Source organism: Delftia sp. WSY_10 (assembly GCF_043104705.1).
GTDB lineage: Bacteria > Pseudomonadota > Gammaproteobacteria > Burkholderiales > Burkholderiaceae_C > Comamonas > Comamonas tsuruhatensis.
In genome coordinates, this window is sequence record NZ_JBICKY010000057.1 from 115,547 (window position 1) to 134,286 (window position 18,740).

The following is an 18,740-nucleotide window of genomic DNA, read 5'->3' on the forward strand; positions in this document are numbered from 1 at the left end:
TCCTTAGAGCGTGTTATGCAGTCCCAGCACATGGGCCTGCGACACGAACGCGCGCTGGCGCAGCGCATCCAGATCGACATGGAGCATGCGGCCATGGCGCTTGACCGCCCTGCCCGCGACGAAGACGCTGTCCACATTGCCCGGATGGGCAGCCAGCACCACCGCGCCCACGGCGTCGCAGACGGGCGCCAGGTTGATATCGTCGGTGCGGATCATGATGACATCGGCCTGCTTTCCAGGCGTCAGCGAGCCGATCTTGTGCGACAGGCCCGTGGCATGTGCACCGGCCACCGTGGCGAACTCCAGCACATCGCGCAGCGAAAGAGTAGGCGGCGCGTGCTCCACGCGGCAATGCCGACCACCCATCCAGGATCGGTAGTAGGCGAAGGCATGGCGCATCTGCGTGAACATGTCGCCCGAGCATTTGGTCTCGGTGTCGCCGCTGAGGCTGGGCCGGATGCCCACGGCCAGCATGCGGTCGAACGGTATGTCGCCTATGCCCTGGGCGTTCATCTCGCAGTGCACGCCCAGCGAGGCACTGACCCCGGCATCGGCCATCATCGCAATCTCGTCGGCGCCGCTGAAGCAGCAATGCACAAAGGTCAGGTCATCGCCCAGCGCCCCGGCCTCGTGCATCTGCGCGATCGCCCGCACCTGCGCATTGCGCGCATAGGCCCCCATGTGGATGGTCGAGCGCAGGCCCAGCTCGCGCGCCAGCCGCAGATCGTCCAGCCAGACCTCGCGCCGCGCCATCTCGGGGCCGCGCCCGGCCATGGCCAGCGTCAGCAACTGGTCGTCGCTGGAGAAATAGCGGGCGCGCAGCCGCCTGATGTCCTGCGGATGTCCGCGCTGGCTGTCAAACATCCACGACGCGCCATCCACCAGCGGCCAGCCATGGGCGAACACACCACGGATGCCCGCCTCGCGCAGACCCAGGATGGCGGCGTCGGCATGCTCGGGCGAGTTCTGCACATGCGACCAGTCGAGCATGGTCGTGATGCCGCCATCCAGAGCCGACACGGCGCCCAGCAGCGTGCCCACATGCACGTCCTCGGCGCGGTAGCCGGCCCCCCTGGCGCCCAGCATCTCGGCGAAATAAATCTGCGGATCGATGTCCGCGTAGCAGTGGCGCACGCAGCTTTGCCAGGTATGGCGGTGCGTGTCCACGAAGCCCGGCAGCACGATGGTGTTGCGCGCATCGATGCGCTGGGCATGCGGTGCATCGATGCGCGGGGCCACGGCCGCGATGCGCTCGCCCTCGATCAACACATCGCCGCTGCGCAGCTCACCAATGCCCGGGTCCATGCTGATGATCCAGCCGCCGCTCAGCAGCAAGCATTCCTCGCTCATGCCGCCACCTTCAGCCAGCGGGCCAGTTGCGCCTGCACTTCGCCGGGCCTGGCCAGGCCGTCACTGGCCCAGGCCACATAGGCGTCAGGCCGCACCAGCAGCGCCTTGACCTGGGCCATGGACGCCGGCGCATGGGCGGCGCGGGCCTGCAGCACCGTGACGGGCAGACCCTGCACATCGAGATCCGCGAACTGCCGGCCCGTGCCGTCCAGATCGAGCAACAAAAAGTGCCGCTCGCGCAGCAGTTGCGTGACGCTGGCCGAGCGCCCGTCCAGCAGCAGCAGATCGATATCGGGCATGCGGTGGCCGGCCAGCGCATGGCTGCCCGGCTCGCTGCGGTATGGCGCCTCTAGGCCGCACAACTCCAGCACCAGCTTGCGCTGTACATCGGGCAGGGGAACGATGTGCTGGGCCATGCGCCGTTTGAGCGCCACCGCCTCCGGCCCGAAGCTGAACTGCAGCGCGCACTGCGCCTTCACGCTCTCCAGCAGCGCGTGCATCACCGGCAGCCGCTCGCTCTCATAGGTGTCGAGAACGGCATCGCCGGCCAGACCCCTGACCACGAGAGCGAGCTTCCAGCCCAGGTTGAAGGCGTCCTGCAGGCAGAAATTCATGCCCACACCGCTGGATGGATAGTGGATACGCGCGGACTCGCCGACCAGCAGCACCCGCCCCTGCCGCAGTTGGGGCACGGCCCGCATCTGGTCGTCGAAGCGCGAAGCCCAGCGCAAGCCCTGGATGCCGTAGTCGGTGCCGTGCACGTCGCGTATGCACTGCAGCGCCTCCTGCAGCGTGACGGGCTCGTCCTTGGGCGCATGCATGCGCTCGCGGTGCACGATGTTGAACCGCGTGATGCCCTCGCCAAACGCATAGCCCCGTACCCAGCCCAGTTCGTTGTCCGCATTGAGCCGTCCGCCGGGCCAAGGCGCGGTCAGTTGCGCATCGATCACAATGCCCCGGAACGTGCCCGGCCGGCCCTCGAATGCAATCCCCGCCTGGGTACGCACCACGCTGCGTCCCCCATCGGCCCCGACCAGATACTTCGCCCTCAGCGTGGTGACGGCGCCCTGCGCTTGCCGCGTGTCTTGCACGTCCACCTCCACGCCCTCGGCATGCTGGCGCAGCGCCGTCACCTCCGCACCCCGGCGGATCTGCGCCCCGCACTCTTGCGCCCACGCCCAAAGAAGATCCTCGGTCATGTTCTGGGGCAGGCCCAGCGTAAAGCCGAAGCGCGTGTGCAGATGGCGCCATTCGATGGGATGAAAGCCCGCCCAAATGTGCGATGGCCGGAACGGATAGTCCACGATCTCACGGGTCTTGCGGATGAATCGGTCCGCAATCCCCCGCGCGTCGAACAACTCCAGCACCCGGGGCAACAGGGTGCCCGCACGCGACTGCACGCCCTGCGTGCGCCTTTCCAGCACCAGCGTGCGCGCGCCGGCCCCCGCCAGTTCGGCCGCCATGGTCAGCCCCGACGGGCCCGCTCCCACCACAATCACATCCCACTGCATCGCATCGCCCCCATTCACATCGAAAAACCTGTGACCCACCGGCCTAGAAGGCGTGCGTCACGCCCACTTCCAGCGCCAGTTGGCGCCGCCCCGAGGCCGGAGCCTGATTGCGCATCACGGCCTTTTGCCCCTCCCCGGCCTGCTGCACCACGCCCAGCACATACAGGCTGGTTCGCCGCGACAGCGCGTAGTCGGCATGGGCGTGCGCCTGGCTCCAGCGGTAGGAGGCCAGCCGCGTGAACGCATAGCCGCCGCCCACGCGCAGCGCCGGCGTCACATATTTGTAGAAGCCCAGATCCAGGGTCTGCGCCCGCTCACGCCGGCCCAGGGCCGACAGGCGCGTATGGCTGTAGTTGCCCATCCAGCGCCAGCCATCGCGGGTGTAGGCCAGGCCCGCCGTACCGGTCTCCTGGTCCTGGGAGATCGCTGTGGCTGGCGCCTGGCTGAAGTCCTGGCCGTACAGCCGCGGCACGCCCAGCCTCAGCCCGGGCGCGTAGGGAACGCCCTTGACCGATTCCCAGATGGCCACCGCCTGCAAGGGGCCATCGGTGTAGCCCAGTTGCGCGCCCATCACCCGTCCCGTGTGGGTGGCTGAATCCCGCTCCGCCGCGCCGTACATCGCGCCGAACTGCCAGCCGCCGCGCACGGGGGACTTGTACTTGAGCGTGTTGTTCAGTGCCGTGCCCACCGTGCGGTCCAGATTGCCTGGATGAGTGGCCAGCAGCGAGGTGAACCGCTCCGAGGTGAAGGGCACGGCGTCGGCCAGCAGGTCGTACATCGCCCCCATCGTGAAGCTTCCCCAGGTGGCCGAAGTCAGGCCCACATAGCTCTCCAGCGGCGCCATGGTCCCCGTATCGGTGAATACGTACTGGCTCCAGCGGAAGATGGCCGACAGACCGCCTCCCAGCGACTCGCGCCCCGACAGCGCGATGGAGGGCGCCGCATGGGTGCCCGTCTGCTGCAACTTGCCGCCACCGTCCGAATCCCGGGTATAGAGCACGCCGGCGCCCAACAGGCCCGACAGGGTCAGGCTGGATGTCAATGGCTGCCCCTGGGTTTGGGTTTGGGTTTGGGTTTGGGCCTGCGTCACCGGCTGGGACTGGGCAGCTACCGGCAGCCCCGTGCTGGCGCCGCAAAGGCCCGCCACCCAGCACAGGCCGCTGCCGCGCCTGTAGCCCCGGGCACGGATGCCGAGGGAAATAGGGCATGCTCCATCGCCCGATTCGCGTCGTGAAAGCAATCCGAACATGTATGTCTCCGAAATGAATGCGCCCTGCATCGGAACGCTTGTGGTCTTGCGGGTCCGGGGCAGATGATCAGCTCCGTTGATACATACGTAAAATTTATTGTTTAAATTCAATCCATTTGCATAGCAAATACGGAGACGCGCCATGCGCTTTCACAAGCTCGACCTGAACCTGCTGGTTGTCCTCGACGCCCTGTTGGCCACGCGCAGCGTGAGCAAGTCCGCCGAGCGGCTTTTCCTGAGCCAGCCCGCGACCAGCCTGGCGCTGGGGCGGCTGCGCGACTACTTCAAGGACGAGCTGCTGGTTTCCGTGGGCAAGACCCTGGTGCCCACGCCGCTGGCCAACGAGCTGGCCAAGCCCGTGCGCGATGTGCTGCTGCAGATCCAGACGATCGCGCATGCCCGACCCTCCTTCGATCCGGCCACCTCGCAGCGGCGCTTCACCATAGAGTCCTCCGACTACGTGATCAGCGTGCTGCTGACACAGGTGGTGCGACGGGCCGCCACCCTGGCGCCGCTGATGCAGTTCGACCTGCGCGCCATCAGCCCGCAGACGCCCGAACATCTGGACAGCGGAGAGGCCGAGCTGCTGATCGCCCCCGAATTCGCGAAAGTGGCAGGCCACCCCTTCGAGCCTTTGTTCGAAGATGGCTTCTCCTGCCTCGTCTGCGCGGACAGCCCGCTACTCGACGGCCCGCTGACGCCAGCACGGTATTTCGATGCGGCCCACATCGGCGTGGAATGGGGCGGCGGCAGGCGCACCACGTTCGACGCGCGGCTGATGTCCACCGGCAAGCGCAGCCGCCGCCAGGAAGTGATCGCACCCAACTTCACCCTGCTGCCGGAGCTGCTCGTGGGCACGCAGCGCATTGCCACACTGCCCACTCGCCTGGCGCAGCACATGGCGCGGCGCTTTGCGCTGCAGGTGCTGCAGTGCCCGGTGGAGATTCCCCGGTTCACGGAATTGTTGCAATGGCACAAGCACCAGGAGCGAGATCCGGCCATCGCCTGGCTGCGTTCCCTGATCCGCGATGCCGGCGCCAGCCTGGACCGGCTCGCCCCGGACGTGGGACATTGAGCCGGTGCGGACTGTAGCGCTCGCCACTGGCGGCCGCCCTGCACGCTCTAAAGGGCCGTTTCAGAACAGACTGCGCTGCGGCAGCAGCAGCGACGGGTGGTAGAGGCTGCAATCGAGCCGCAGCGGCTCGCGGTTGAACCCGTACCGACGGCAGGCCAGGGCAAAGCGCTGGCGCAACAGCTCGGCCCAGTGGCCGGTACCTTTCATGCGCTGGCCGAACTCGGCGTTGTACACGTGGCCGGCCTCGCGCTGCTCGCCCTGGATGCCGTGCAGGTCGCGCACGCGCTCCATCACGCGGCGGGCGCGGTCGGGGTAGTGCACCTGCAGCCATTGCTCGAACAGCGGCGCCACTTCCCAGGGCAGGCGCAGCACGGCATAGAAGGCGTGGCGCGCACCTGCGTCGGCGGCCGCCTCCAGCACCTTCTCCAGGTCTTCGTTGATGAAGGGAATCTGCGGTGCCAGGCTCACGCCCAAGGGCACGCCCGCCTCGGTCAGCGCGCGGATGCTGCGCAGCCGGCGGTGCGGCGCGGCGGCGCGCGGCTCCAGGTGGCGTGCCAGGTCGGCGTCCAGCGTGGTCAGCGTGATGTGCACCGAGGCCAGGCCCTGGCGCGCCAGCGGGGCCAGCAGGTCCAGGTCACGCTCCACCCCGCTGCCCTTGGTGACGATGGAAAACGGGTGGCGCGCCTCGGCCAGCACTTCGATCAGGCGGCGCGTCAGCCCCAGCTCGCGCTCCACGGGCTGGTAGCAGTCGGTGACCGAGCCCAGCATCACGGGCGCGGCCACATGGCTGGCGCGCGACAGCTCGGCACGCAACAGCTCGGGCAGGTTCTGCTTGGCGATGAGCCGGGTCTCGAAGTCCAGCCCTGGCGACCAGCCCAGGTAGCTGTGCGTGGGCCGGGCATAGCAATAGATGCAGCCATGCTCGCAGCCCCGGTAGGGATTGAGCCCCATGTGAAACGGCAGGTCGGGCGACTGGTGGCGGCTCAGCGCCGAGCGGGCCTGCTCCCAGCGCAGTTCGGTGCGCAGGGGCGCGGCTTCCTCGCCTTCGGCAGGCGCCTCAAGGCTGCCCCAGCCGTCGTCAAAGGCCTCGCGCGGATCGGTGGTGAAGCGGTGTGCCAGTTGGCTGGCTGCGCCCCGGCCCTTGATGGGGTGCAGGGGCACCCGGGCCGTGTCGTGATGAGGCGTGGGAGGACTGGAAAGCATGAAGCAACTGTATAAAAATACAGTCATACCAACAAGCACTCCCCGCATGCCTGCGGTTGCGAAGTGGGTTTTGCCGGCTTGGCAAGTGCCCGCGCCAATCCGCACCGCACCGTGCGGGTTCGCTTGGCAGAACGCGCACGGGCCTGCACAATGGCCTTATCGCACCAACTTGGTGCTTTTCTCTTTTCTGAAGATGCCTTGGCCCGGACAACCGCGTTGCCCGGGCTTTTGTCCGTTTGGGCGCCGCTGCCCTTCACTGCAGCCACGGCGCAAGCACACAAGGGAGCCAACACCATGGAGCGCAAGCCCCACATCATTCTTTCGTCCCTGGACCTGGAACGCATCGAGGCCCTGCTGGACAAGCAGCCCGCCTTTCCCGGCCGCGAGGCGCTCGAGGCCGAGCTGGACCGTGCCGACGTGCTCGAGCCCAAGGAAATGCCGCCCAACGTGGTGACCATGAATTCCACGGTGCGCTTCACGCTGCTGGAGTCGGGCAAGACCAATACGCTGACCCTGGTCTATCCCAAGGAGATGGATGGCAGCGCCGACAAGGTGTCGGTGTTCGCGCCCGTGGGCATTGCCCTGCTGGGCCTGAGCGTGGGCGACCAGTCCCGCATGCCCGGCCCCTCGGGCCAGGTCACCGTGCGCGTGGACGCCATCGAGTTCCAGCCGGAAAGCGCGGGCGAGCTGCACCGTTGAACGCCGACCGGCGTGAAGCGAAAAAGGCAGCCCACCGGCTGCCTTTGTTGTTTGTGGACTGACGCACCGCGCCTCAGCGCAGGCCCGCCACAAACGCCGCGATCAGGCCGGTGCCCACCAGGCCCGCCTGCCAGCGCAGCGCCATGTGCCAGCTGGGAACGTGGCGCTCCACGCGCTCGTACAGCAGATGGCCGGCCGCAATCGACAGCGCAAAGGCCGTGCACATGCCCAGCAGGGCGGCGGGAATGGACTGCGGCCAGAAATGGCTTTCCACGGCGTTGACCAGCAGGCAGACCGAGAAGTGCACGAGAAACACCGAGTACGAAATCTTGCCCAGCCGGCGCAGCGGCGCCCAGCCTTGTGCCTGGGCGAATGCGGGGCTGCGCATGGCCGCGACCAGGGCCAGCGCCGTGGCACCGGCCAGCGCGATGCGGTCGCGCCACTCCAGTGCCAGCGCCGCCACGACCAGGGCCACGATCAGCAGGGACCAGCTCCAGGCCGTCGAGGACTTGTCCGCATGCGCGGCCCAGTAGGCCAGCATGCCCAGGCCGTAGGCGCCAAAGAAGTACGGCGCCCACACATCCCATTGCGCATCCAGATTGAAGCCCAGCAGCGAGGCCGCCACGCCGATCACCACCAGCGCCTGCGCCACGCTCGGCGTCCAGGGCCAGCAGCGCGACAGCGCCTGGCCGCCGAAGCGTCGGCGCAGCAAGGCGCCGCCCCAGCGCGTGCCGGCCAGCAGCAGCGCCGTCAGCGCAAACAGCTGGAAGTCGATGGACACGTACCAGACGCCGGCGGACAGCGACTCCTCGCCCACGATGTTCTGCAGTAGCAGCGCATGCGCCACCAGCTGCCAGAGATCGGGCTCGCCCGACACCGAGGCATGGTCGAACCAGGGCCGCACGGTCGCCGAGACGACGACGGCCACGACCAGGGCCACGGCATAGGGCACGACCAGGCGCACGAAGCGGCGCCCGATGCGCGACCACGGATCGCTGTGCTGGCCGTGGCCTTGCGGCGCCATGCTGGCTGCCGCCAGGTAGCCGCCCAGCACCAGGAAGATCTGCACGGCCATGCGCGCATATTCATAGAGCCAGTCGATGAGGTCCGGCGCGGCCGGATGGGCGATATCGGACATGGGGCCGTAGAAGGCCAGGTGGTGCCAGACGATGGCGGCACAGGCCAGGCCCTTGGTGCAGTCGATCAGCGCACTGCGGCTAGCGTGGGACATGGGGCAATCTGCAATCTGCGAACGGGTCGGGAAGCGGGAAGCGGGAGGCGCTGGGCCCGGGCCGCCTGGCCACAAGCCCGCAAAGGCGCCATTGTGCGCCTTTTGACTGCGTCTTGCAGAAAGCTGACGCACCGCTTTCCAAGCCGCACAGGACATGCCGGCACGCGAAGGCACAATGCATGCCATGACGCAACCCAAACCTCTTCCGGCGTTGAACCGGCAGTTCGTCTCGCACTTCGGCGAGATGGGCAGCCGCTGGGGCATCAACCGCACGGTAGGCCAGATCTACGCTCTGCTGTTTCTTTCGCCCGAGCCGCTCAATGCCGACCAGATCGCCGAGACGCTGGAGTTCTCGCGCTCCAACGTGAGCATGGGGCTCAAGGAATTGCAGGCCTGGCGCCTGGTGCAATTGCGCCACCAGCCCGGCGACCGGCGCGAGTATTTCGAGGCGCCGCAGGATGTCTGGGAAATCTTCCGCCGCCTGGCAGAGGAACGCCGCCGCCGCGAGATCGAGCCCACCCAGTCCATGCTGCGCGCCGCCATGCTGGAGGAAGTCACCACCGAAGAGGAACGCTACGCCCAGCAGCGCATGCGCGACATGTACGAGCTGATCGACCGGCTCATGAACTGGTTCGACGACGTGCAGCGCCTGTCGCCCGAGACCGCCATGCAGCTCATGGGCATGGGCACGGCCGTGACGCGGCTGCTGGATCTGAAGGACCGCATCACGGGCGGCAAGGGCCGCGCCAAGGCGGATGACACCGACGATTGAACCTGGCAAGCCTGCGTACAAAAATGAGCTCCCGAGGGAGCTCATTGTGTTTACAGCAATGCTTCATTGGCGGTAAGCGCGTGCAAAAACTGGCGTAGCCCAAAGCGAGGGACACCGAGCAAGGGCCGCCCCCGCAGCGAGGGTGTCGTCCCCCTCCCGAAGAGAGAGGGGGAAGGCGCGAAGCGCCTCAGGGGGAGCTTTATTTCTCCCGGGCCAGGAGTTCGCGGCGCGTGGCCTCGTCGTCCATCAGTTCGTACCACATCGCGTTGAGCACCGCGAAGGCGGCCGCCAGCGGCAGGCCGAGCAACCAGGCGAAGTACCACATGGTGTTGTGTCCTTTCTTGACGTTGACTGTCGTTTCTTGATTCGGTGGATCAGTACGAGTGGCCGCGGCCCTCGATGATGGCCATCGGGTCGACCTTGCCGCGCAGCACGCTGTAGACCCAGCTGGTGTAGGCCACGATGAGGGGCACGAAGATCAGCGCGCACACCAGCATGATGAACAGCGTCACATGGCTGGACGAAGAGTCCCAGACCGTGAGGCTGTGCTGCGGGTTCAGCGACGAGGGCAGGATGAACGGGAACATGGACGCCCCCACGCTGGCGATGATGCCGGCAATGCCCAGGCCGCTGGACAGCAGGGCCAGCCACTCGCGGCGCAGCCACAGGCCCAGCGCCGCCAGCAGCGGCATCAGCAGGCCGATGGCCGGCACGGCCCAGAGCACGGGCCGGGCCTGGTAGTTGGCAAACCAGGCGCCCGCCTGCAGCGCAGCCGTCTTGAACAGCGGGTTGGACGGTCCGGTGGTGTTGACCTCGCTGGTGATGCGGTAGCCGTTGAGCGCGGCCAGCCACACGCCGGCCGCCGCGAACAGCACCGTGGTGGCGACGGCCGCCACCATGCCGAGGCGGCGCGCGCGCGCGGCCACATCGCCCTCGGTCTTGAACACCAGCCAGGACGCACCATGCATGAGCAGCATGCACAGCGAGACCAGGCCGGCCAGCAGCGCAAACGGGTTGAGCAGGCCGAAGAACGTGCCCTCGTAGTAGATGCGCATGTCGGGCGCCAGGCGGAAGGGCACGCCCTGCAGCACATTGCCCAGGGCCACGCCGAAGATCAGCGCGGGCACCACGCCGGCCATGCACAGCACGGCATCCCAGCGCGCGCGCCAGGCCGGCTCCTCGCGCTTGCTGCGGAACTTGAAGGCCACGGGCCGCAGGATCAGCGCCACCAGGGCCGCGAACATGGCCAGGTAAAAGCCCGAGAACGACACGGCATACAGCTGCGGCCAGGCCGCAAAGATGGCGCCGCCGCCCAGGATGAGCCAGACCTGGTTGCCTTCCCAGACCGGGCCCAGAGAGTTGATGACGACGCGGCGCTCCACGTCGGTCCTGGCCGCCAGCGGCAGCAGCGCGGCAGCGCCCAGGTCAAAGCCATCGGTGACGGCAAAGGCGATGAGCAGCACGCCCAGCAGGCCCCACCACAGCAGGCGCAGGATGTCGTAGCTGATCAGTTCGTGAAGAATCATGGTGACAATCTCCCTTGGTCATTGCCCGCGGGCGAGTTTTTGCATCAGAGGGAAGTAGGTGGTCAGGTGCGGTGCGCTTTCCTCCTGCGGTCCCTTGCGGATGGCCTTCACCATGAGCTTCATCTCGATGACGAAGAGCACGGAGTAGATGGCGATGAAGCCTGCAATCGTCAGCAGCAGCGTGCCCGCGCCCAGGTTGGAGACGGCCAGCGCCGTGGGCAGCACGCCTTCGATGATCCAGGGCTGGCGGCCCACCTCGGCCACGATCCAGCCGCACTCGGCCGCGATCCAGGGCAGGGGAATGGCGATCACGGCCAGCTTGAGCATCCACGGATGGGCGTCCAGCCTGCGCCGCACCGACAGCCAGAAGAAGGCCGCCGTGAGCGCGATGAAGAACATGCCCAGCCCCACCATGATGCGGAAGGCCCAGAACAGCGGCCCCACGGCCGGCACGGTGTCCCAGGCGGCCTGGGCGATCTGCGCGTCCGTGGCCTGGCGCGGGTCGTCCACGTAGCGCTTGAGCAGCAGCGCGTAGCCCAGTTGCCCGCCCTTGTCCTCGAAGACGGCCTTGGCCTCGGCCGGCACCTGGCCCGTGGGGCCGGCGGCGCGGATGGCCTCCAGCGCGCCATAGGCCTCGATGCCGTTGCGGATGTACTGCTCGGTGCGCTGGACCAGGTCGTTGATGCCGGGGATCTCGGTGGTCAGCGAGCGCGTGCCGATCAGGCCCATGACCCAGGGAATGTGCACGGCATAGTGCGTCTCGCGTGCGGCCTTGTCGGGGAAGCCGAAGGCCGTGAAGGCGGCCGGTGCGGGCTCGGTGTCCCACATGGCCTCGATGGCGGCCAGCTTCATCTTCTGGTGCTCCGACGACAGGTAGCCGCTTTCATCGCCCAGCACCACCACCGACAGCGCGGCGGCCAGGCCGAACGAGGTGGCCACCGTCATGGAGCGGCGCGCCAGCTGGATGTGCCGGCCCTTGAGCAGATACCAGGCCGAGACGCCCAGCACGAAGATGGCCGCCGTCACGTAGCCGGCCGAGACCGTGTGCACGAACTTGGCCTGGGCCACGGGGTTGGTCAGCACGGCAAAGAAGTCGGTGACCTCCATGCGCATGGTCTGCGGGTTGAACGCCGCGCCCACGGGGTTTTGCATCCAGCCGTTGGCGATCAGGATCCACAGCGCCGAGAAGTTCGAGCCCAGGGCCACGCACCAGGTGGTCACCAGGTGGCCGACCTTGCTCAGGCGGTCCCAGCCGAAGAAGAACAGGCCCACGAAGGTGGCTTCGAGGAAGAAGGCCATCAGCCCCTCGATGGCCAGCGGCGCGCCGAAGATGTCGCCCACGTAGTGGCTGTAGTAGCTCCAGTTCATGCCGAACTGGAACTCCATCACGATGCCCGTGGCCACGCCCATGGCGAAGTTGATGCCGAACAACGTGCCCCAGAACTTCGTCATGTCGCGCCAGATGGTGCGGCCCGTCATCACGAAGACGGTCTCCATGATGGCGATGATCACGGCCAGGCCGATGGTCAGCGGCACGAACAGGAAGTGGTAGAGCGCCGTTACCGCGAACTGCAGCCGCGATAGATCGACGATGTCGAGGTCCATGGTGAGATCCTTTCTCTCGGGGTACTTGGTGAAATCCTTGATCAGCCGTCCTGCCGCAGGCGCGCCAGGGCCGCCTCGAACGGCGGTGTGCCGCGCAGCGCCTCGGACACCACGCGGCCCTGCTCCACCCACAGCAGCCGGTCGGCCAGTTGCGCCTCCCGCAGCTTGTGGGTGGCCAGCACCAGGGTGCGGCCCCGGGCTGCACTGTCCAGCCGCACCAGCAGGTCGGCGGCCGTGCGTGCATCCAGGCCTTCGGTCACTTCGTCCAGCAGCCAGCAGCGCGCGGGGCTCAGCAGCAGCCGCGCCAGCGCCAGGCGCCGTGCCTGGCCGCCGGACAGGCCCAGCCCGCCCTCGCCCAGCCGCGTGTCCAGGCCCTGCGCCATGGCGCGCACATCGCCGGCCAGCCCGGCGACTTCCAGCGCCGCCCACAGCGTGTCCTCGGCGGCCTGGGGGCAGGCCAGCAAAAGGTTGTCGCGCAGGCTGTCCTCGAACAGTTCGGTGCGCTGCGTCATCCAGGTGCAGCGCCGGGCATGCACGGCGCCGGCCAGCGGCTGGAGCTCGCCGGCCATCAGGGACAGCAGCGTGGTCTTGCCCGCGCCGCTGGCGCCCAGCAGGGCGACACGCTCGCCCTCGGCGATACGGATGTCCTGGGCCAGCACGGCGGCACGGGGTGCCACGACCTGCTCCAGCTCAACCGCCAAGCCCTGCCTGGGCACAGCCGGTTCGCAGGCGCCTTGCGCAGCGCCATCGCGCAGGGCGGGCGCCAGCCGGCGCGCGGCCAGCCAGCTGCGGCCGGCCTCCAGCGCGCCACGGCGCAATGCCGCAAAGGGCTCCATGGCCGTCAGCGCCAGCAACAGGGCCAGCGCAGCCACGGGGGCGCCCAGCAGGCCGGCCTCGGCCAGCCAGCCTACGCCCAGCAGCACACCGGCCAGGGCCAGGGCGCCGCACAGGCCTTGCACGAAGGAAGTTCGGGCCTCCAGGCCGTGGAGTGCGGCGTCGGCCTCGGCCACGCGGGCGTCCAGGGCGGCAATGCGTTCGCAATGCGCGGCCAGGGTGCCGGCCATGGCCAGCTCCGCCTGCCCGGCCACCAGGTCGGCCGTGCGGGCGCGCAGGGACTCCAGCGCCAGCGCGCGGCGCACGGCGGGCCGGCGCGCACTGCGGGCCAGCCACAGGGCGCTGCCCAGGCCCGTGGCCAGCAGCCACGCAGCCAAGGCCAGGCCCAGCCACCAGCGCATCAGTCCCAGCGCAAGGGCGGCCACCAGCGTGGCACCCGTGGCGGCCAGCAAGGGCACGAACAGGCGCAGGTACAGGCTGTCCAGCGCATCCACGTCGGCCGTCAGCCGCTGCAGCAGGCGCGCGGGCCGCAGGCGCAGGCTCAGGGCGGCGGCGGGAGTGGCCCAACTGCGCAGCAGCCGCTCGCGCAGGGCGGCCAGCACGGCCAGGGTGGCGTCATGGGTGACCAGCCGTTCGGCATAGCGGGTGCCCGTGCGGCCCAGGGCCAGCAGGCGGATACCGGCCGAGGGCATGAAGACGTCGAAGACGATGGCCGTGGCCGGCACCAGCCCGGCCAGCGCCGTGGCCGTGATGAACCAGCCCGACAGGCCCAGCAGCGCCATGCCCATGAGCACCGTGAGCAAGGCCAGCAGCGCGCCGCCCAGCCACAGGCGGCGGGGCGCCATGCGCGCCAGGGCGGCAAGCACGGGCCGGAGGGTGGAGCGGGGCTTCATGCGGCCAGCTCCTGCGGGGCGGCATGGCCCGCCAGCTCCACCACGCGGTGCATGGCGGCGGCCAGTTCGGCATCGTGGGTGGCGACGATCAGCGTGCGCCCGCGTGCCAGCTGCAGCAGGGCATCGGTGACCTGGGCGGCCGTGGCCGGGTCCAGGTGGGCCGTGGGTTCATCGACCAGCAGCAGGCCTGCCTCGCGCGACAGGGCCAGGCGCGCCAGGGCCAGGCGCACGATCTCCCCGCCCGACAGGCCGGCTCCGCCCTCGCCCAGCGTGGCGCCGGCACGGGCCTCGGCCAGCTTGCCCAGACCGGCCAGCCGCAAGGCCTGGCGCAGTTCGCCGAAGGTGAATCCCGGGCGGCCCAGCCGGAGGTTTTCGGCCACCGAGCCGGCGAACACATGGGGGCTCTGTCCCATCCAGGCCATGCGCGCGCGCAGCCGGCCGGCCGATTCGCCGTCGAGCAGCTGGCCGTCGATATGGATGCGCCCAGGCTCGGCCACCGGCAGCAGGCCGGCAATCTGCGCCAGCAGCAGCGACTTGCCGCTGCCGCTGGGGCTCCACAGCGCCACATGCTCGCCAGGCCGCACGTCCACCGTGAGCGCCGGCAGCGTGACCGCGCCGCCTGGCGCCTGGGGCCGCACCTGCTCCAGGTGCAGGGCGCAGGCCTGGCCGGCCGCCCTGCCGGGCGCAGCCAGTGCGCCGGGCAGCGGCTGCGCATCGCGGCCCAGCTCGCCCAGGGCCTGCAGCGCAGCCTCGCCGCTGGCGCGGTCGTGCCAGACGGCAGACAGCTCACGCAGGGGATCGAAGAAGCTGGGCGCCAGCAGCAGCACGAACAGCGCCTGGCCCAGGCTCAGTGTCTGGCCCCAGCTGCCAAAGGGCAGATGGCCCAGCAGGTGAAAGCCAACGTAGACGGCCACCATGGCCACGCCCAGGGCCGAGAACAGCTCCAGCACCGCGGAGGACAGAAAGGCGATGCGCAGCACGCGCATGCTGCGTTCGCGCAGGGATTCGGCATTGGCGCGCAGCCGCTGCGCCGTGGCATCCACCGCGCCCAGGGAGCGCAGGGTGGACAGGCCGCGCAGGCGGTCGAGCAGGAAGGCGTTCATGCCGCCCAGCTCCACCATCTGCGCCTGGCTGGCCGCCTTGGCGCGCCAGCCGACGATGGCCATGAACAGCGGGATCAGCGGCGCGGCCACCACCAGGATCAGCGCCACCACCCAGCTCTGGCTGGCCACGGCCAGCGCAATCACCAGCGGCACGGTGCGCACGCGCCACATGGCGGTCTGGTAGCGCGACAGCCAGGGCACGATGGCCTCGGCCTGCTCGGCCATGGCGCTGGCCGCCTGGCCCGAGGCCGCGCGCTGGCGGTCCAGCGGCGAGGTGCCCGCCAGCGTGCGCAGCACCTGCGCGCGCAGCGCGCTCACCAGGCTGCGTGCCTGCAGATTGGCGCGGCGTGTGCCGCTGGCATCGCACCAGGCGCGCAACCCGCCCAGCAGTGCCACGCCGGCCGCGAGCTGCCACATTGGCCACAGCGGCTCTCTGCCCGCGCCATCGGCCATGGACTGCACGGCCAACGCCAGCAGCAGCGCCTGGGGCAGCCACAGCAGCGAGGCCAGCACCAGGCGCCCCGTACCCGCCATCGGACGACGCGCCAGCTGGTGGAACTCAGGCAATGACGGGGTACAAGGTTTGTTCATTTATTCTGTAATTTCAGTATTTACTGAAATTACGCAAAGAATTCTAAACAAACTTGCTCCAGGCAAGTCGCTCGTAGGGGGAAGCCGAGTGAAGCAGTCAAGCGTGCGCAAGGGGTTTTGCGCAAACAACTTCGAGGACCGGACCCGCACAGCGTGGGTAATACCCAAAGAAAACGGCGCCCGAAGGCGCCGTCTGGCAGAGTAGGAGAAGAGCCCGTCCTGGGCTCTGCCGACCTTACGGGGTGGACAGCAGGCGGTCGCGCGCCTGGTTGTATTCACGCTTGAGACGCTCCACCAGCTCGCCCGCACCCGTGACTTCGCGAATGGCGCCAATGCCCTGGCCGCAGCCCCAGATGTCCTTCCAGGCCTTCTTGGCGTCGCCGCCGAAGTTCATCTTGCTGGGGTCCGACTCGGGCAGGTTGTCGGGGTCCAGGCCAGCCGCGCGGATGGACGGCGCCAGGTAGTTGCCGTGCACGCCCGTGAACAGGTTGCTGTAGACGATGTCGTCGGACGTGCCGTCCACGATGGCCTGCTTGTAGGCGTCGTGCGCACGCGCCTCATGCGTGGCGATGAAGGCCGAGCCGATATAGGCGAAGTCCGCACCCATGGCCTGGGCCGCGAGGATGGCGCCGCCCGAGGCGATGGAGCCCGACAGCGCCACGGGGCCGTCGAACCATTCGCGGATTTCCTGGATCAGCGCGAACGGGCTCTTGACACCCGCATGGCCGCCCGCGCCCGCCGCCACGGCGATCAGGCCGTCGGCCCCCTTTTCGATGGCCTTGTGCGCGAACTTGTTGTTGATGATGTCGTGCAGCACCACGCCGCCCCAGCTGTGCACGGCCTGGTTCACGTCCTCGCGCGCGCCCAGGCTGGTGATGACGATGGGCACCTTGTACTTGGCGCACATCTGCATGTCGTGCTCGAGCCGGTCATTGCTCTTGTGCACGATCTGGTTGATGGCGAACGGCGCCGAGGGCCGGTCCGGATGGGCCTTGTCCCAGGCGGCCAGGGTCTCGGTGATCTCGGCCAGCCAGTCTTCGAGCTGCTCGGCCGGGCGCGCGTTGAGCGCGGGCATGGAACCCACGATGCCGGCCTGGCACTGGGCGATCACGAGCTTGGGGTTGCTGATGATGAACAGCGGCGAGCCGATCACTGGCAGGGCCAGTTTCTTCAGCGCCGGGGGAAGCTTGGACATGCGTTGTCTCCGTTGGTTCTCGGTATCTCTGTCTGCGTTGTGCCTTGCGGGAGCGCCGGGTCAGAAGGCGTCCATGGGCAGTGCCATCACGCTGCCTGCGCCGTGCACGATGGCATCGCGCAGGCCCGCCGCCTTGACGAGGATGTGCTCGGCATAAAAGCGCGCCGTCGCAATCTTCGCGCGCATGAAGGCCTCGTCCTGTCCCTTGTGCAACAGCTGCTCGGCCGCCAGCAGGGCGCGGCCCATCTGCCAGCCTGCGACGAGGTTGCCCGCCAGCATCAGGTAGGGAACGCTGCCGGCGTACACGGCATTGGGCTCGGCCTTGGCCTGGCCCGAGACGAAGTGCACCGCCTCCACGAAGGCCTGGCGCGCAGCGGCCAGTTGGCGGGCCACGGCCAGTGCCTCAGGCGTGCCGCTGGCGGCCAGCTCGGCCTCGGTCTTCTCGATCTGGCCCGCGATGGCCAGCGCGGTCTGGCCGCCATCGCGCGCCGTCTTGCGGCCCACCAGGTCATTGGCCTGGATGGCGGTCGTGCCTTCGTAGATGGTCAGGATCTTGGCGTCGCGGTAGTACTGGGCGGCGCCCGTCTCCTCGATGAAGCCCATGCCGCCGTGCACCTGCACGCCCAGGCTGGTGACTTCCAGGCTCATCTCGGTGCTGTAGCCCTTGACCAGGGGCACCATGAATTCATAGAAGGCCGCATTGGCCTCGCGCACCTGGGCGTCGGCATGGTGATGGGATGCGTCGTAGGCCGCGGCGGCCGTGGCCGCCATGGCGCGGCAGCCCTCGGTGTAGGCACGCATGGTCATGAGCATGCGGCGCACATCGGGGTGGTGGATGATGGTGGCGCTGGCCTTCACACTGCCGTCCACGGGGCGGCTTTGCACGCGCTCGCGGGCATAGGCCACGGCGTGCTGGTAGGCGCGCTCGGCCACGGCAATGCCCTGCACGCCCACGGCGTAGCGGGCCGCGTTCATCATGATGAACATGTATTCGAGGCCGCGGTTTTCCTCGCCCACCAGGTAACCGATGGCGCCCCCGTTGTCGCCGTACTGCAGCACGGCCGTGGGCGAGGCCTTGATCCCCATCTTGTGCTCGATGCTCACGCAGTGCACATCGTTGCGCGCGCCCAGCGATCCATCCTTGTTGACCAGGAACTTGGGCACCACGAACAGGCTGATGCCCTTGACGCCCTCGGGCGCCCCGGCCACGCGGGCCAGCACCAGATGGACGATGTTCTCGGCCATGTCGTGCTCGCCATAGGTGATGAAGATCTTGGTGCCGAAGACCTTGTAGCTGCCATCGGGCTGCGGATCGGCCTTGGTGCGCACCAGGGCCAGGTCGGAGCCGGCCTGGGGCTCGGTCAGGTTCATGGTGCCGGTCCACTCGCCGGTCACCAGCTTCTCGAGATAGGTGGCCTTGAGCTCATCGCTGCCCGCCGTCAGCAGGGCCTCGATGGCGCCGTCGGTCAGGAGCGGGCACAGCGCAAAGCTCAGGTTGGCGCTGTTGAGCATTTCCACGCAGGCCGCGCCAATCGTCTTGGGCAGGCCCTGGCCGCCAAAATCCTGCGGATGCTGCAGGCCCTGCCAGCCGCCTTCGGCGTACTGGCGAAAGGCCTGCTTGAAGCCCGCCGTGGTGGTGACCACGCCGTCCTTGAGGCTGGAAGGCGCCACGTCGCCCGGCAGGTTCAGCGGCGCCACCACGCCTTCGCACAGCTTGGCGCATTCCTCCAGCACGGCCTGGGCGGTCTCGAGGCCAGCCTCCTCGAAACCGGGCAACTGCGCCACCTGGTCGATCTGGGCCAGATGCTCCATGGCGAACAGCATGTCTTTGAGGGGAGCCGAGTAAGTCATTGTTGAACCTTCCTGAACAGAGCCTGGACCGCCGGCGCGCAGCGCGCGGCGA

Annotated in this window: 15 protein-coding genes; 3 read left to right on the forward strand and 12 right to left on the reverse strand. The window is 68.5% G+C overall.

Going from position 1 to position 18,740, the window contains the following annotated elements; translation table 11 throughout:
• Positions 1 to 3: 3 nt before the first annotated feature.
• The 3 genes from ACF8ML_RS26410 to ACF8ML_RS26420 are packed head-to-tail and all read right to left on the reverse strand — an operon-like array spanning position 4 to position 3,951.
• Positions 4 to 1,350 (reverse strand): amidohydrolase family protein, encoded by a 1,347-nt coding sequence (locus ACF8ML_RS26410; RefSeq protein WP_047325752.1) that lies wholly within the window; start codon positions 1,348 to 1,350, stop codon positions 4 to 6.
• Positions 1,347 to 2,861, reverse strand: a complete 1,515-nt coding sequence (locus tag ACF8ML_RS26415) for an FAD-dependent monooxygenase (RefSeq protein WP_074923093.1) — start codon at positions 2,859 to 2,861, stop codon at positions 1,347 to 1,349. Before ACF8ML_RS26415 ends, ACF8ML_RS26410 begins: the two co-directional genes overlap by 4 nt.
• Positions 2,862 to 2,904: 43 nt before the next feature.
• Positions 2,905 to 3,951 carry a porin gene (locus tag ACF8ML_RS26420; protein WP_392408570.1) on the reverse strand — a complete coding sequence of 349 codons (1,047 nt, stop codon included), beginning with the start codon at positions 3,949 to 3,951 and terminating at the stop codon, positions 2,905 to 2,907.
• 301 nt (positions 3,952 to 4,252) lie between these two features.
• Here ACF8ML_RS26420 and ACF8ML_RS26425 point away from each other — a divergent pair, with 301 nt between their 5' ends.
• Positions 4,253 to 5,185 carry a LysR family transcriptional regulator gene (locus ACF8ML_RS26425; RefSeq protein ID WP_047325755.1) on the forward strand — a complete coding sequence of 311 codons (933 nt, stop codon included), beginning with the start codon at positions 4,253 to 4,255 and terminating at the stop codon, positions 5,183 to 5,185.
• 60 nt (positions 5,186 to 5,245) lie between these two features.
• Here ACF8ML_RS26425 and ACF8ML_RS26430 read toward each other — a convergent pair whose 3' ends face one another.
• Positions 5,246 to 6,388 (reverse strand): PA0069 family radical SAM protein, encoded by a 1,143-nt coding sequence (locus ACF8ML_RS26430; protein WP_392408390.1) that lies wholly within the window; start codon positions 6,386 to 6,388, stop codon positions 5,246 to 5,248.
• 294 nt (positions 6,389 to 6,682) lie between these two features.
• On the opposite strand from ACF8ML_RS26430, the gene rnk reads away from it, so the two are divergent.
• The gene (gene rnk, locus ACF8ML_RS26435; RefSeq protein ID WP_026062607.1) at positions 6,683 to 7,087 is read left to right on the forward strand and encodes a nucleoside diphosphate kinase regulator; all 405 of its coding nucleotides are present in this window, start codon (positions 6,683 to 6,685) and stop codon (positions 7,085 to 7,087) included.
• A gap of 73 nt (positions 7,088 to 7,160) precedes the next feature.
• Here the strand turns inward: rnk and ACF8ML_RS26440 are convergent, their stop codons facing one another.
• A complete protein-coding gene (locus ACF8ML_RS26440) occupies positions 7,161 to 8,318 on the reverse strand; it encodes an acyltransferase family protein (protein ID WP_392408391.1) in 1,158 nt (385 codons plus the stop codon).
• Between the two features lie 175 nt (positions 8,319 to 8,493).
• Here ACF8ML_RS26440 and ACF8ML_RS26445 point away from each other — a divergent pair, with 175 nt between their 5' ends.
• Positions 8,494 to 9,090: a GbsR/MarR family transcriptional regulator gene (locus ACF8ML_RS26445; protein ID WP_026062606.1), complete on the forward strand. Its 597-nt coding sequence runs from the start codon at positions 8,494 to 8,496 to the stop codon at positions 9,088 to 9,090.
• 199 nt (positions 9,091 to 9,289) lie between these two features.
• Here ACF8ML_RS26445 and cydX read toward each other — a convergent pair whose 3' ends face one another.
• The 7 genes from cydX to ACF8ML_RS26480 all read right to left on the reverse strand — a co-directional run bounded on the left by cydX (position 9,290) and on the right by ACF8ML_RS26480 (position 18,688).
• Positions 9,290 to 9,415: a cytochrome bd-I oxidase subunit CydX gene (gene cydX / locus ACF8ML_RS26450; RefSeq protein WP_012204319.1), complete on the reverse strand. Its 126-nt coding sequence runs from the start codon at positions 9,413 to 9,415 to the stop codon at positions 9,290 to 9,292.
• A gap of 49 nt (positions 9,416 to 9,464) precedes the next feature.
• Positions 9,465 to 10,616 (reverse strand): cytochrome d ubiquinol oxidase subunit II, encoded by a 1,152-nt coding sequence (gene cydB / locus ACF8ML_RS26455; RefSeq protein ID WP_017406272.1) that lies wholly within the window; start codon positions 10,614 to 10,616, stop codon positions 9,465 to 9,467.
• An 18-nt stretch (positions 10,617 to 10,634) separates the two neighbouring features.
• Positions 10,635 to 12,221 (reverse strand): cytochrome ubiquinol oxidase subunit I, encoded by a 1,587-nt coding sequence (locus tag ACF8ML_RS26460; protein WP_016450181.1) that lies wholly within the window; start codon positions 12,219 to 12,221, stop codon positions 10,635 to 10,637.
• Positions 12,222 to 12,262: 41 nt separating this feature from the next.
• Positions 12,263 to 13,948, reverse strand: coding sequence for an amino acid ABC transporter ATP-binding/permease protein (locus tag ACF8ML_RS26465; protein WP_154834933.1), 1,686 nt, complete (start codon positions 13,946 to 13,948; stop codon positions 12,263 to 12,265).
• On the reverse strand, positions 13,945 to 15,585 hold the full coding sequence (cydD, locus tag ACF8ML_RS26470; RefSeq protein WP_392408571.1) for a thiol reductant ABC exporter subunit CydD: 1,641 nt from the start codon (positions 15,583 to 15,585) through the stop codon (positions 13,945 to 13,947). Before cydD ends, ACF8ML_RS26465 begins: the two co-directional genes overlap by 4 nt.
• Positions 15,586 to 15,877: 292 nt before the next feature.
• Positions 15,878 to 16,837 (reverse strand): nitronate monooxygenase family protein, encoded by a 960-nt coding sequence (locus ACF8ML_RS26475; protein ID WP_012204314.1) that lies wholly within the window; start codon positions 16,835 to 16,837, stop codon positions 15,878 to 15,880.
• A 60-nt stretch (positions 16,838 to 16,897) separates the two neighbouring features.
• Entirely contained in the window at positions 16,898 to 18,688 is a 1,791-nt protein-coding gene (locus ACF8ML_RS26480; protein ID WP_047325760.1) for an acyl-CoA dehydrogenase, read from the reverse strand.
• Positions 18,689 to 18,740: the final 52 nt, after the last annotated feature.